This is a genomic window from Achromobacter sp. D7-1 (assembly GCF_059760445.1).
The window spans coordinates 12,885-27,395 of sequence record NZ_JCBAMT010000032.1 but is presented as its reverse complement, the minus strand read 5'-3'; the positions used below and the strand labels follow the sequence as shown (position 1 = coordinate 27,395).

At 62.1% G+C, this 14,511-nt stretch carries 12 protein-coding genes; 3 read left to right on the top strand and 9 right to left on the bottom strand.

Going from position 1 to position 14,511, the window contains the following annotated elements; translation table 11 throughout:
• Positions 1 to 121: 121 nt before the first annotated feature.
• Genes AC6LKD_RS15630 through AC6LKD_RS15620 form a run of 3 tightly spaced genes read right to left on the bottom strand, consistent with a single transcriptional unit; the run spans position 122 to position 4,348 of the window.
• Complete coding sequence (locus AC6LKD_RS15630) at positions 122 to 2,107, bottom strand: class I SAM-dependent methyltransferase (protein WP_498116721.1); 1,986 nt, start codon at positions 2,105 to 2,107, stop codon at positions 122 to 124.
• Positions 2,108 to 2,139: 32 nt separating this feature from the next.
• Positions 2,140 to 3,567, bottom strand: a complete 1,428-nt coding sequence (locus AC6LKD_RS15625; RefSeq protein WP_498116720.1) for an ABC transporter ATP-binding protein — start codon at positions 3,565 to 3,567, stop codon at positions 2,140 to 2,142.
• Complete coding sequence (locus tag AC6LKD_RS15620; RefSeq protein ID WP_498116750.1) at positions 3,557 to 4,348, bottom strand: ABC transporter permease; 792 nt, start codon at positions 4,346 to 4,348, stop codon at positions 3,557 to 3,559. The genes AC6LKD_RS15625 and AC6LKD_RS15620 overlap by 11 nt, the downstream gene beginning before the upstream one ends.
• 518 nt (positions 4,349 to 4,866) lie before the next feature.
• Here AC6LKD_RS15620 and AC6LKD_RS15615 point away from each other — a divergent pair.
• The 3 genes from AC6LKD_RS15615 to AC6LKD_RS15605 all read left to right on the top strand — a co-directional run bounded on the left by AC6LKD_RS15615 (position 4,867) and on the right by AC6LKD_RS15605 (position 7,774).
• Entirely contained in the window at positions 4,867 to 5,436 is a 570-nt protein-coding gene (locus AC6LKD_RS15615; protein WP_498116719.1) for an SRPBCC family protein, read from the top strand.
• Between the two features lie 96 nt (positions 5,437 to 5,532).
• Positions 5,533 to 6,885 (top strand): MFS transporter, encoded by a 1,353-nt coding sequence (locus AC6LKD_RS15610; RefSeq protein WP_498116749.1) that lies wholly within the window; start codon positions 5,533 to 5,535, stop codon positions 6,883 to 6,885.
• A 19-nt stretch (positions 6,886 to 6,904) separates the two neighbouring features.
• Positions 6,905 to 7,774 (top strand): DMT family transporter, encoded by an 870-nt coding sequence (locus AC6LKD_RS15605; RefSeq protein ID WP_498116718.1) that lies wholly within the window; start codon positions 6,905 to 6,907, stop codon positions 7,772 to 7,774.
• 11 nt (positions 7,775 to 7,785) lie between these two features.
• Here the strand turns inward: AC6LKD_RS15605 and clsB are convergent, their stop codons facing one another.
• The 6 genes from clsB to AC6LKD_RS15575 form a co-directional block, all read right to left on the bottom strand.
• A complete protein-coding gene (clsB, locus tag AC6LKD_RS15600; protein ID WP_013396895.1) occupies positions 7,786 to 8,997 on the bottom strand; it encodes a cardiolipin synthase ClsB in 1,212 nt (403 codons plus the stop codon).
• The gene (locus tag AC6LKD_RS15595) at positions 8,994 to 9,860 is read right to left on the bottom strand and encodes an endonuclease/exonuclease/phosphatase family protein (RefSeq protein WP_498116717.1); all 867 of its coding nucleotides are present in this window, start codon (positions 9,858 to 9,860) and stop codon (positions 8,994 to 8,996) included. The genes clsB and AC6LKD_RS15595 overlap by 4 nt, the downstream gene beginning before the upstream one ends.
• A gap of 292 nt (positions 9,861 to 10,152) precedes the next feature.
• A complete protein-coding gene (gene aspS / locus AC6LKD_RS15590; protein WP_498116716.1) occupies positions 10,153 to 11,940 on the bottom strand; it encodes an aspartate--tRNA ligase in 1,788 nt (595 codons plus the stop codon).
• Positions 11,941 to 11,981: 41 nt separating this feature from the next.
• Positions 11,982 to 12,647 (bottom strand): DUF502 domain-containing protein, encoded by a 666-nt coding sequence (locus AC6LKD_RS15585; RefSeq protein ID WP_498116748.1) that lies wholly within the window; start codon positions 12,645 to 12,647, stop codon positions 11,982 to 11,984.
• Positions 12,648 to 12,663: 16 nt separating this feature from the next.
• Positions 12,664 to 12,972, bottom strand: a complete 309-nt coding sequence (locus AC6LKD_RS15580) for an FmdB family zinc ribbon protein (protein WP_498116715.1) — start codon at positions 12,970 to 12,972, stop codon at positions 12,664 to 12,666.
• A 228-nt stretch (positions 12,973 to 13,200) separates the two neighbouring features.
• Positions 13,201 to 14,484, bottom strand: coding sequence for a putative Na+/H+ antiporter (locus AC6LKD_RS15575; protein ID WP_498116714.1), 1,284 nt, complete (start codon positions 14,482 to 14,484; stop codon positions 13,201 to 13,203).
• Positions 14,485 to 14,511: the final 27 nt, after the last annotated feature.

The window sequence follows — 14,511 nt, the reverse complement described above, 5'->3', positions numbered from 1 at the left end:
TTTCGCACGCAAGCGCCCCCCTCAAGTGCAACATGGGATTTGAATGATTTCGATACGAATCGTGAAGCACATCCAATGTTGTGCGTCACTGCTGCCGGAAAATTAAAATCGCTTGTAAAAATTAGCTTTGTTTTCCAAACAACATCCTGCGAATAAATGCCCGGACGGATCTCAACTTGACATTTTTCTGGTTAGCTTGAAGCATTTTTTTTTGCTGCTCTTCCGCGAGAAGCCTGTTCTCATTCTCCTCGGCAAATAGTCTGTTCTGTTCCTCTTCCGCAAGCAGCTTGTTCTGCAACTGATCCAGCGTCAATCGCATCGCAGCAATTTCCGCGGCTTGCGCATGCAGCACTCGTTGCCGATCCGCGTCGCGCGCCTCAGCCTCTTGCAACACCGAGTGCATGTTCCGAGTGTCGGTACGCACGAGCAGCTTGCCGCTTTTGATATACGTGACCCACGGCTGGCCGATACCACCTTCGACACCACCGTTTATCCAATGTTGAATACTCGACTCCTGCGCGATGTATTTTTCAACATGGTCATCCGTGATACCGATACTCTGCATGCGTAGTGCTTCGCGCAGCAACCCCAGGATTTCCACGGAAGTACCATCTGCCGGCTTGGCGCAGCTGGCGACATTTGCCAGACTACCAAACAGGCCACGCAAGATCACATAGGACAGCGTCAGCTCCGACTCGATGGTCCATTCCTTGTCGAAGAACTCCAGTCGGCCCGTTTCGGTTTCGATGCAATTAAGCGGCGTCCAGTCGAAAAGCGCACCAGGCACGGCCTTATCCAGGGAAAGCGACACGGCGGCGCCCAGCTCCGCCTCGCGGCAAAGAGCATCAATCCACGGCCTGGCCCATTCGCAAACATCGGACGCCGACCAGCCCGGCGTGTTAAGTATCTTTACCAGCCCCAACCACCAGAGCTTTCCCCGGAGGTATGGACCATCATCGGTGGCGTGCGAAACTGGTACCGTCGGCGCCAACTCCTGCGTCACGCGCTCCCTGGCGGTATGCACGTCACCATCCTGCAGAAAGAAGCGCTTGGCGGTGGCGAAGGACGGGTGCCGCTCTACACTGTAGTGCCACGCCAAGTCCGATGACTCGCGTAGCGGCGCGACCGAGCGGCTTGTCTTGCCGGCAATGACCAAAAACGAGTTGGCCAAGTCCTCGGCCAAGCCGTTTTCGTGGATGGACTCCCAGACCTGCTCCAGCGAAAAGTTCGGGACGATCCAGTCCGGCCGCGCTCGGTCGCGGCCAACGGTGCCAGACAGCAGGGCCCGAGCGTCGAACGGACCCTGCGGATCCATGCCCTTGGAACTCAGCAGCGAAACCGGCATGTGGTAGTCCGGAAGCGGAAAAAGCACTTCCTGAGCAGTCAGCCCTACCGAACCCAAGATGCCTTTGAGTTCCTCCAGACCAAACCGAATGATTGTTTCTGGGCCGTATTGATTTTCCACACCGTAGTACGGGACATCGACGTTCGGCTCCGGAAAACCGGAAAAATACTTGAGACCCAACTTGTTCTGGATCGCGATGACCAGGACCCCGTCGTCCTTCAACTGGCGAGCGGCATTCTCGATCAAGGCCAATTCGGCGCGATCGCCACAATGCGAAAAAATGCGCGCATATTGAAGTACACCGATCATCGTCACAACATCGAACTTCTGCTCGGCGTTGAAATCTTCAATACGGTCGCACACGACAGTCACGTTCGGCAGGTCCACCGTGCGCTGACGCGTAATCGATGCCCGGTGCGCCGAAGCCTCCAGCGCCACGACGTCTCCACCCAATTCGCCCAGATAGCGAGTGATGATGCCGCACCCCGAGCCCAGTTCCAGGACTCGCCTGCGGCATAGGGATTCCAGGGGACGCAGAATATTCGCGCGCACGGGCGACAAATGACAGGCCGACCGCCAGTCCCATACCGCGCTGACGAGTTCTCGCGAAAACAAGGAGCGATCCTTGGCTTGAGCAATGATTCGCTCTATTTCAAGCTCAAAGTCCGCACCATCGGTATAGGTAAATTCTGGAATACTGCCATCCGTTTCCGGAAACAGCATACCCTGATGTTCTTTATAATCGGTCGGTAGATTATGCATGACTGTTCTCTAATGGCTCGTGCTCAGCCCACTCACTTGGATGGCATATCCATCAAAATACGAGGCTGAAAACCGATATCAAACAAACCGGTCGCAGGCCGAGGTTCATCCGCCATGACGCGGAAGACGAGCGCGTCAACCAGACGATGATGCAAAGACCCGTCTTGGCTCTGTGCCGCAAAGCTACAAAAATAGGTGGCCGGATTCAGTGCGCATTCGAACTCAAATTCCAGGTCCAGTGTGGCTCCGGCACTGAAGTCGATGCCGTGCTCATCAAGAATCGGATGGGAGCAGCCAGCCAGATCCAGGCCTGACGTTGTGCGGATCAAGGCATAAAATCGGACCGAAGGGCAATCCTCGTGAAACTGGACTGTGCATTTCAGCTTATAGCGATGGCCGCGCAAGACATGGTTCACTTGCACGCCTTCCGGCGTCTGCAGCATGGGCAGACTCAGCCGCGCGCCCACCACATCATAGGAAAGCGTTTCAGGCACGAAGGTGGGATCAAAAAACGGTTCCAACCCTGTGCCGCTGGAGGACTTGTCCGAGGGTGACGCCGCAGCAGCAGTCTTCGTTTCAACTGGCGCAGCGACCTCCGTCGCTGACTCCGCGGCCACGGGAGCTGAAGCCGCTTCGCCAGCGCCGGCAGCATCGCTCCTGCGGATTTCTGCAATCAGATCCGCCGCCTTGTCGTCAGTCGTATTGCCAAGCTTCTGTCCAAAATAGACGGCGCGCTTGGGAACCCCGGTAAACAAACGTTCACCGGCGTTCAACAGAATCGCGCGGTCACAGAGATTGATGATGGATGCACCCGAATGCGATACGAATAGAATCGTGGCCCCACGATTCTTGATTGCATCAATCCGGGCAAAACATTTCCGTTGAAATGGCTCATCGCCGACCGCCAGGGCTTCGTCCACAACCAGGATGTCCGGGTCGACATTGATTGCGACGGCAAAAGCGAGGCGGGCGTACATGCCACTGGAATAGAGTTTGACTGGCTGTTCGATGAACTGGCCAATATCGGCGAAGGCAGCGATTTCGTCAAAGCGCTCTTCGATTTCATGTTGGCTCAAGCCCAGCACCATCGCGTTGAGATATACATTCTCGCGCCCGGTGAACTCGGGATTAAACCCAGCCCCCAGTTCAAGCAATGCGGCAACGCGGCCAGAGGTTTCGACGGTGCCCGATGTAGGCGCCAAAGTACCGCAAATCATTTGCAGCAGCGTGGACTTGCCTGAGCCGTTGCGTCCGATGATGCCAACTGTTTCGCCGCGCCCAACGTTGAACGAGACGTCGCGCAACGCCCAAAACTCGCGGAAATAATTGACGGGTGCACGCCCCAGGAGATTGCGCAACCGCGGAGCGACAAATTGCTTGAGCCTGTCATGGGGCCGATCATAAATGTGATAACACTTGCTCAGCTGTTCAACGCGAATGACATCGCCATTAGAGGACATCAGCGAACCCCTTGCGCGCTTTCTGGAACCACCAAAACCCCAACCATGCCACGATCATGCTGATAATCGCATAAATACCTAAAGCGCCCCAGTTGGGCAACTTGTCGTACAGAAGCACGTTTCTCGATTCCTCAATAATCAGAGTCAGAGGATTGAACATGACAATCATCTGGACCTTCGGCGGCAAATTTGCAATTGGGTAAAACACTGGGGAGATAAAAAGCAACACCGACATCAACAGGCCAATTGTCTGCCCGATGTCGCGCACATATACACCCGTAGCTGAAAGAAACCACGCCAGCCCCATAGTCAACAGCAAAAGGGGCAATAGCACAATGGGGAAGAAAATGGCGGTCCAGGAAAGGGATCCGCCAAGGGCCAGTTGCGCTATAAGCAGGACAACTACGCTGATAGCCGCGTGAAACAAGGCCGCGCCCATGGCGACCCAGGGGAATATTTCCAGCGGAAATACCACCTTTTTCACATATGTCACATTGCTATGAATCAGACCCGGCGCGCGACTGAGGCATTCCGAAAACAGGCCATGCACAATGAGGCCGACGAACAGTACCACCGCAAAATTCGCGTGGCTCGCATCTTGACCGACCCCCCACCTGGACTTGAATACCACGGTGAAGAAGAATGTGTAGACCGTTAGCATGAGCAAAGGAGTGAAGAAAGACCACGCCAGGCCGAGCATCGATCCACGATAACGGCCAAGCACTTCACGTTTACACATTTGGATGGCGAGCTTGCGATTGCTCCAGATGCTCGAAAACATCGCTGCTAAAGATACACGCTGTGCCTGATGGGGATTCACACTACCTATTCCGCTAGGACGTCCGTTCTTTTTTGGATGCGCAGATCCGAACCGGACATAGAGTTATTAGAATACTGGCAAGCAAGGCGTCGAAAAAAAACCGATAGGCACGCATCCGATTTCCCGCTTTCTGGCAAAAACCGGGCCTCACAAATAACGTCACCATTCTCATGGAATAAAGGTTTTCGGCGCGTATCAATGCCGACGAATTATGGGAAACTATATTTAAGAAATAAATTCAAAATGAACAGCCAAATTTTCAGAGCGCAATAGTCGCATCATGAAATTCGGAATAACATAGAATGATAGCACGCACGCGGCCGGTCTACCGCAGGCCAGCGGCGCCCGGCAGTATTTTCATGCAAATTACAAATAATGGTAAACATCAACATCGCTGCCGAGTAACAACCGGGTTGGCATGGCGTTTTCTTGCAGGGTGGTCCACAATGGACTCATACGTCTGCAGAAAGGAGACAGCCATGCGCATTGCCGATGCCCAGTGGATTCCTTCAACCCAGCACCAGACTTGGGATGCTCTGACGGACCCGGCCGTGCTGCAGCGATGTATCCCCGGATGCATCGCTGTCGACAAACGCAGCGACACGGAGTACGGCGTCACCCTGCGGGCCAAGATTGCCGGCCTGGATACCGACTACGACGGCGAGATCCTGCTGTCGGACGTCAACCCGCCCGATAGTTGCACCCTGGTGTTCGAAGGCAAAGGCCGCGCGGCCTGTCTGGCCATCGGCACCGCCCAGATCAACCTCAGCACCAAGGATCAAGGCACCCGCGTGGCCTACACCGTCGCCGGGATGACCGGAGGCAAACTGGCCGAATGCGGCGAGGGCCTGGTGTTGAAAGCCGGCGAGAAGATCATCGAGAAGTTCTTCGCCGCCTTCATCGACCACATGGCTGGCCAACCCCGTCTCGCGCCGCCGCCCCCTCCCCCCGAACCGGAGCCGCGCGGACTGTCCAATTCGCGCTGGTCGTGGATCATGGTGGTGCTGGTCATCGCGGTTTTCTGGGGTTACCACGCCTTCTATAAGTGAAATCCCTGAGGCGCTGGTGATATTCTGTGCGGCATGACGCCGCCATCCGAATCACAGTCTCCATCCGCCCCCGCCCATACACGACGCGACCTGCTGATGGGCATGGCGGGGGTTTCGGCAACGGTGGTCCTGGCCGCGCTGGATTCCACCATCATCAGCACCACGCTGCCGCGCGTGGCCGAGGCGCTCAATGGCATGGCGCTGTATGCCTGGGTTGGAACCGGCTACCTGCTGGCCACCGCCGCGTCCATCCTGATTTTCGGACGGCTGGGCGACATGTTCGGCCGCAAGCCTCTGATGCTGCTGTCGGTGCTGATCGTGGCGCTGGGCTCCATCGCCTGTGGCCTGTCGCAGACCATGATCCAGCTGATCATCTTCCGGTCGCTGCAAGGCATAGGCGGTGGGATGATGATCGCGACCGCGTTCGCCGCGCCAGCGGACCTGTTTCCGGACGCCAAGCAGCGGGTGCGCTGGATGGCGCTGGTGTCGGCGGCGTTCGCCATGGCCAGCGGCATCGGCCCGGTGCTGGGCGGGGCGGCGACGCAGGCGCTGGGCTGGCGGGCGGCCTTCTTCATCGCGCCGATCGCGGCCGCGGGCGCATTTTTCCTGCTGGCCCGCTATTTCCCCCGCATCCGCCCCATCCACGACGGCAGCCGCAAGATCGACTGGCTGGGCGCCATTCTGCTGGTCCTGGCGGTGGGTGCGCCGCTGGCCGCACTGGAGCTGGCGTTTGCCAGCGGCGACCATGCCCGCCCCATGCTGGGACTCACCCTGGCCGTGGTGGGCGTGGCGGCCATCGCCATCCTGATCCCCACGGAACGGCGCGTAAGTTCCCCGATCTTTCCGCTGCGAGTGCTGGGCGGCGCGGAATCGCGGCTGCTGAATCTGGCGGCGATGATGGTGGGCGCGGTCATGTTCGTGCAGATCTTCTACAGCCCACTGCTGCTGCAACAGGTGCTGAACTACACCCCCAGCGAAGCCGGGCTGCTGCTCACGCCGCTGGTCGCCGCGATTTCGGTCGGCAGCATCATCAATGGCCGCCTGTTTCCCAAGCAAAGCGAACCGCAGCGCCTGATGGTGTTCGGCGGCTGCCTGCTGGCGGCGGGTTCGCTGATGGTGCTGCTGATCTCGCCGGGCACCTCGGCCTGGTGGATCCTGGCCGCCTTCTTCGTCAATGGCTGTGCGCTGGGCTTTCTGCTGCCAAACCTGACCTTGTTCATGCAGATGCTGAGCGAGCGGCGCGACGTGGGCGTGGCGTCGGCGCTGGTCCAGACCACGCGCGCCATCGGCAGCGCGCTGGGAACGGCCTTGGTTGGCATCATCATTTCGCACAGCACGGTACTAAACGGAGTGCGCGCGGGCTTGGTGCTATGTATCGTCCTATCGCTGACCTGTGCCCTGCTGGCCTACCGGGTCAAGATGAAGAACCTGGCCACTAGCCGCAAATGAGCCCCACGCGGGACTGAACATGCGTCAACGCAACTTGCTGGATCTACTGCTCCTGGCTGCCGTCTGGGGCGGCTCCTTTCTTTTCATGCGCCTGGCGGTGCCGGAATTCGGGCCGATTGCGCTGATCGAACTGCGCGTGGGCCTGGCCGCGCTGGTCTTGCTGCCTGCCGCCCTGTGGCGCGGCAAGCTGCCCGTCATCGCGCGGCACTGGAAGGCCTTGCTGATGGTGGGCGTGCTGAACGCGGCCGTGCCGTTCCTGTTGTTCGCCTACGCCGCGCAATCGCTGGGCGCCGGCTTCCTGTCGGTGGCCAACGCGGTGACGCCGGTGTGGGGCGCGGTCATCGGCTGGCTGTGGCTCAAGGACAAGCTGCCCTGGATGCGCTCCCTGGGGCTGATGATAGGCGTGGTCGGCATCGTGGTGCTGGTGTGGGACAAGCTGAACTTCAGCGATGGCGGCACCGGGCCGGCGGTGCTGGCGGCCGTGTCGGCGCCGGTGTTCTACGGCATCGCGGCCAATTGGACCAAGCGCTTCCTGACCGGCGTGGATGCGCTGGCCAACGCCACCGGCAGCATGATAGGCGCGACGCTGGTATTGCTGCCCCTGGCGGTCACTCACTGGCCCGAGGCGCCCGCGTCGATGCAGGCCTGGATCGCCACCATTCTGCTGGCCGTGGTGTGCACGGGCGCAGCCTACATCATCTTCTTCCGCCTGATCGCCAATGTCGGTCCGACCGGCGCCGTCAGCGTGACGTTCCTGGTGCCGGTCTTCGGCGTGCTGTGGGGGTCGTGGTTCCTGGACGAGAGCATCACGCCATCGATTGCGGCGGGCGCCGCCGTCATCCTGGTCGGCACGGCGCTGGCGCTGGGTTTGATCAAGCGGCGTACCTGAGCGCCCCGCGCTCAGTACTTGTCCGAGGTCCCCGTCAACGCCACCCCGATGCGCAGCAGCGTATAGGAAACCGCGTCGACCCAACGCCGCAACCATCCGCGGCGCTGGTATTCGATCGGCCGAATGAAGCGCCCGCCCTCCCGGATGGCCGCCTCCAGCCGTTCCTGCAGGTCCCAGGAGAAGGGCTGGTCGTCCACCACCACATTGGCTTCGCGCGCCAGCAGCAGGCTGAAGGGGTCCAGGTTGGACGACCCCACCGTCGCCACGTTGTCGATGACTGCCACCTTGGCGTGCAGGTAGCTCGGCATGTATTCGTAGATCTCGATGCCGTCGCGCAGTAGCTGGTCGTACAGCGAGCGCGTGGCGTGGTACTGCATGCGGTATTCGATCTTGCCCTGCAGCAGCAGGCGCACGCGCACGCCACGCGCGGCGGCCTTGGCGAGCGCGCGGCGGAACTGGCGGCCGGGGAAGAAATAGGCGTTGGCAATGAGGATGTCGCGGCGCGCATGCGCGATGCCGTACAGGTAGGCGCGTTCGAAGGTCTGGCGGAAGCGCAGGTTGTCGCGCAGCACCAGCGCCGCGCGCAGGTCGCCACAGGGCGCAACGGAAGCGTGGCGCGGCTTCAGCAGGCGCATGCGGTTCCAGTCGCGCGGATGGCGCCGCAGGCGCGCCCAGTTCAGCCGCACCCACAGCAGTTCCTGGGCATAGGAGGCTTCGGTGACCAGCGGCCCCTGCACCTGAACCGCGAAATCGAAGCGCGGCCCCGTGATGCCGTCCGTCGGATCCTGGTCATCGTAATCGTCGATGATGTTGATGCCGCCGATGAAGGCGATGCGTCCATCCACCACCGTAACCTTGCGGTGCAGGCGCCGCAGGCGACTGCGCGACGGGATGTAGCGCGCGAACCAGCGCGGTTCGGGCCGGAAGATGCGGCACTGCGCGCCGGCGTTGGTCAGGCGCGTGCGCAAGGGATCGACGAACTCGGCGCTGCCGAAGCCGTCCAGCACGACACGCACCTTGACCCCGCGCCGCACGGCGGCCTCCAGGCAGTCCAGCACCTGGGAACCGGTGCGGTCCGGCGTGAAGATGTAGGTTTCCAGGTGCACGCTGACCTGGGCGGCGTCGATGGCCGCGCACAGCGCGGGAAAAAAGTCGGCGCCGTTCTGGAGCAACCGGATGTCGTTGCCCTGCGTCCAGTCCAGCTTGGACTGCTCTGCCCTCACGGCAGTTCCAGCTCGGCCAGCAAGGGGGAATGATCAGAAAGCCTGGCCCATTCGCGGCCGCGCAGCACGCGGGCGCTGCGCACGGCGAAGCCGCGCTGGTAGATGCGGTCCAGGCGGAACCACGGGAACACCGCGGGGAAGGTGCGCGGCGGCGGCAGCAACAGGCGCGAACTGTCGCCCATGCCGAGCTGGTTGGTGCGTTCCATGACGGAGACGCCGCCATTGGGCAGCCCGCGCAGGGCATTGCTCAGGCGCTTGACCGAATCGCGCAGGCGCGGCAATCCGCCGCCATGGCTGCGCGGGGCATGCGAGAACACTTCGTACAGACCCAGCTGCTGCACGAACAGCGGCGCCAGGCGGTCGCCCCAATCATTGAAATCGCCCGCGATCAGGATGGGCTCGCCATCCGGCACCATGCGCCGGATGCGCTCGGTCAGCGCCAGGATCTGGCGACTGCGGCTGCCGGCGAACAGGCCCAGGTGCACGACGAAGCAATGCACGGCACGCCCGCCCAGCTCGATACGGGCGTGCAACAACCCGCGCTGCTCCAGCCGGTGGTCGGAAATATCCAGGTTTTCGTGGTCAAGAATGGGAAAGCGCGACAACAGCGCGTTGCCGTGGTCCGTCTCATGGCGGATGGCATTGCGGCCGTAGGCCACATCCAGCCGCAAGGCGGCGGCAAGGGATTCGTGCTGGGCATCGAGCAGCGATTTCTGCTCATTGCGGCCCTGGACCTCTTGCAGGAAGACCAGATCCGGACGCAGGCCATAAAGGCCCAGACGCAATTCGTTCAGGGAGTCGCGCCGGCCCAATGCCGAGCGGCCCTTGTGTATGTTGTAGCTGACGACGCGGATGAGCGACATGGAAAAATGGCGCCTTTCAAAACTTGGGAACCGCCGGCCACCGCAAAAAAAGAAGCCCGGCCAGCACCGCCAAAATCAGGCGGCGTTTGCCAGATTACTCCAATTCAGAAGACCGTTCCCACCGCCGCGGCGCTGACCCCGCCCTCAAGCAGCAACAGGTCCCAGCGCCCAGTCGAGCACCCCACGCCGCAAGCAAACAACGCCCCCCAAGCCGGGCCGCACGGATCCGGGCTCCGCCGGTCCGTAGCGGCGCCCCCCTGGGGGGGAAGCGCCTCCGGCGCTTCGGGGGGGACTACTTCTGTTCTACGTTGCGCAAGCGGATGTGCAGTTCGCGCAGCTGCTTCTCGTCGACTTCCGAGGGCGCCTGGGTCAGCAGATCCTGGGCACGCTGGGTCTTCGGGAAGGCAATCACGTCGCGGATCGATTCGGCGCCGGTCATCATCGTGACGATGCGGTCCAGGCCGAAGGCGATGCCGCCATGCGGAGGCGCGCCATACTGCAGCGCATCCAGCAGGTAGCCGAACTTCTCGCGTGCTTCCTCGGCGCCGATCTTGAGCGCGCGGAACACCTTGCTCTGCACTTCCTCGCGGTGGATACGGACCGAGCCGCCACCGATTTCCCAACCGTTCAGCACCATGTCGTAAGCCTTGGCGAACGCCTTGCTGGGATCGGTTTCCAGGAAGTCTTCGTGGCCATCCTTCGGGCTGGTGAAGGGGTGGTGGGCGGCGGTGTAGCGGCCGTCTTCCTCGTCGTATTCGAACATCGGGAAGTCGACCACCCACAGCGGCTGCCAACCGGCTTCGAACAAACCGGTCTTTTTGCCGAATTCGCTGTGACCGATCTTCACGCGCAGCGCGCCGATGGCGTCGTTGACGACCTTCTCGCGATCCGCGCCGAAGAAAATGATGTCGCCATCTTGCGCGCCGGTGCGCTTGACCAGTTCGGCCAGGGCAGCGTCATGCAGGTTCTTGACGATGGGCGATTGCAGGCCTTCGCGGCCCTTGGCCACTTCGTTGACCTTGATGTAGGCCAGGCCCTTGGCGCCATAGATGCCGACGAACTGGGTGTAGCCGTCGATCTCGCTGCGCGACATTTCGGCGCCGCCGGGCACGCGCAAGGCGACCACGCGGCTGCCGGGCGCCGTGGCGGCGGCGGCGAACACCTTGAAGTCCACATCGCGCATGACGTCGGTCATGTCAGTGAATTCGAGCTTCACGCGCAGGTCCGGCTTGTCCGAACCGTAGCGACGCATGGCTTCGGTCCACGGCATGATCGGGAACGGCGAAGCCAGGTCGACGCCCTGCACCACCTTGAACACGTGGCGGATCAGGTTCTCGAAGATTTCACGGATCTCGAATTCGTTCAGGAACGAGGTTTCGCAGTCGATCTGGGTGAATTCAGGCTGGCGGTCGGCGCGCAGGTCTTCGTCGCGGAAGCACTTGGTGATCTGGTAGTAGCGGTCAAAGCCCGACACCATCAGCATCTGCTTGAACAGCTGCGGCGATTGCGGCAACGCGAAGAAATGGCCAGCGTTCACACGCGAGGGCACCAGGTAGTCGCGCGCGCCTTCGGGCGTGCTCTTGGCCAGCATCGGGGTTTCGATGTCGATGAAACCCAGTTGGTCCAGGAACTTGCGCGTTTCGATCGACACGCGATAGCGCAACATCAGATTGCGCTGCATCTGCGGACGGCGCAGGTCCAGCACGCGATGCGTGAGGCGCGTCGTTTCCGAGAGGTTGTCGTCATCCAGCTGGAACGGCGGCGTGACCGACGCGTTCAGGATCTCGACTTCCTTGCAGAGCACTTCGATTTCACCCGAAGCCAGTTCGGCGTTGGCGGTGCCCGCCGGACGCTCGCGCACCAGGCCGGTGACGCGGACGCAGAATTCGTTGCGCAGGCGCTCCGCGGTGGCGAAGGCGGCGTTGTCCGGATCGAACACGATCTGCGCCAGGCCCGCGCGGTCGCGCAGGTCGATGAAGATGACCCCGCCGTGGTCGCGGCGGCGGTTCACCCAGCCGTACAGGGTGACGGTCTGGCCGAGATGGTCACGGCAAACCTGGCCGGTGTAGCAGGTACGCATGCGGGATGACTCCGTTTATGTGCTTGGTTATAGCGTAAGGGTTACGAATCGGCGCGAGGCGTGTCCTGCACGCCAGGAGCCGGGACGGGAGCGGCCGGCCGGTCCGCGGGCGTCGCCGCCTGAACCGGCGCGACTACGCCCATGGAAACGATGTACTTCAATGCCGCGTCCACGCTCATCTGAAGATCCATCGCGTCAGCGCGCGGGACCATCAGGAAGAAGCCGGACGTGGGATTCGGCGTGGTCGGCACGTACACGCTGATGTGGTCGCCGGGCAGCCGGTCGGCCACTTCGCCGCTGGGCGAGCCGGTAACGAAAGCAATGGTCCAGCTGCCCGCGCGCGGATACTGCACCAGCACCGCGCGCCGGAAGGCCTGGCCGTTGGGCGCAAGCACGGTATCGCTGACCTGCTTGACCGAGTTGTAGATCGAGCGCACCAGGGGTATGCGGCCCAGCATATTTTCCCACTGATCCACCATGGTGCGGCCGATCAGGTTGGCGGCGAACACGCCCGTCAGAAGCACCACCACGATGACCAGCACGAAGCGGAAGCCGGGAATGTCGATGCCGAACAGCGATTCGGACGACAGGAAGCCTGGCACGAACCCTTCAAGGGTCGCGACCAGCAAGCCCAGCACCCACACCGTGATGACCAGGGGAACCCAGATCAGCAGGCCGGTGATGAAGTACTTCTTGATGACGCGCATACGCATCGCGTGTGCTCTAGGAGGCGGCGCTACCGGCGGCAGGCGTCGCCGGGGCGGCCGGGGCTGCAGGCGCGGCGCTTTCAGCGGGCGCCGCCGGCGTGCTGGCCGCAGCCGCACCCTGGCTGGCGCCGTTGCCGTTGCCGTTGCCGCGGAAGTCCGTGACATACCAGCCGGAGCCCTTGAGCTGGAATCCAGCCGCGGTCACCTGCTTGGAGAACGTGCTTTGGCCGCATTCGGGGCAAACCGAAAGCGGCGCATCGGAAATCTTCTGCAAGACGTCTTTGGCATGGCCGCAGGCGCTGCACTTGTAAGCGTAAATGGGCATCTAGGACTCCCAGGCGCGGGCCCGGCGTATCAAAAGCCGCTGTCGCCGGACGCGATGTCCGGGGCCGGATTGAATCCGAACGGAAGCGGCGGGCGGGCAAGGCCGGAAAAAATACGGGAAAGTCTTGAATTTTAGCGGTTTTTCGTGAACGGCCGGTGTCCGCCCCCGGCAGCCCACCTGGGGCGGCGCCTCAAGGACGCCGCCAGCCGGTTTTCCGGCCCCGTCGCCCTATACGGGAAGCAGGAACATGACGGCCGCCACCAGGGTCGGCGCCAGGGCCGACAGGAACAGCCGCCCCGACGAAATGCTGCCGTCCGGGAAGTGGTTCTTCAGGATGGCGAAGCCGGCAGGATTGGGCGCGTTGGCGATCACCGTCAGGCCCCCGCCCGTGACCGCGCCGGCCACCAGCATGTAGCGCCAGGCCTCGTTGGTGCCTTCGACCAGCGAACCCAGGTAGGTCAGCGCGGCGTTGTCGGTAATGGCGGTGAGCGCGGTGGCGCCCCAGAACAGCACGAAGGGCTCGAGCCCGCCCAGCAGGTCCTGCAGCCACCATTTCTGCAGGCCGCCCAGCACCACCAGGCCGGCCAGGAAGAAGCCCACCATCAGGCCTTCCTTGATCATCAGGCGGCTCTGGTAGCGCTTATAGGCTTCGGCAAAGCCGATGAACATCATCAACAAGCCCAGGAAGATGGCCGGATGGTGCGCGCTGAGCACCACGGCGACCAGGAAGACCAGATGCACCAGCATGACCAGCAGCGGCACCGGTCCGCGCGCATCGCCGCCTTCCGGCGCGTCCACGCCGCCGCCCGTGCCCACCGAGCGCTCCAGCAGCGCCTTGCGGCAGATGAAGGTCAGGAGGGCCGCGTTCAGGCAGACCGCGATCGCGGCGCGCCAGCCGAAGTGCTGGGCCATGAAGGCCGAGTCCCAGCCGAAGGTGGAGGCCACCATCAGCACGGGCGGCGCGGCATAGGAGGTCAGCACGCCGCCGATGGAGACGTTGACGAACAGCACGCCAAGAGTCAGGTACTTGAAGCCCGCGCGCCCGCTGCTGCGGAAGTAGGCGTCGCGCAACAGGATGGCAGCCAGCGTCATGGCGGCCGGTTCGGTGATGAAGGAGCCGCCCAGCGGCACCAGCGACATCACGACGAAGAAGGTGGCGAGTTCGCGCGGCAGCGGCAGCGCCCGCGCCACCAGCCGCACCAGCGTCCCCACCAGTTCAAGGATCGGCCGGCTGGCCGCCACCACCATGATCACAAAGACGAACAGCGGCTCGGTGAAGTTGCGCGTGTCCATGTACTCGATGGCATGCGACGGACCCGACAGCGCCGCCATCGCCACGATCAGCACGAAGGCCCAGACGCCAAACACGGCCTCGACTTCGGAGAACAGATGCCAGATGCCCGCATGCGGTCCGCCACGATGCGCGAGCCGCGCGAAGAAGGGAACCGAGAAGGTATGAAGAACCGCCACGGCGAACAGGAGAGTGGCGATGACTTCAAGTGTCTGGGGCATGTAAACGACTTCCGGAAGAGGGATACG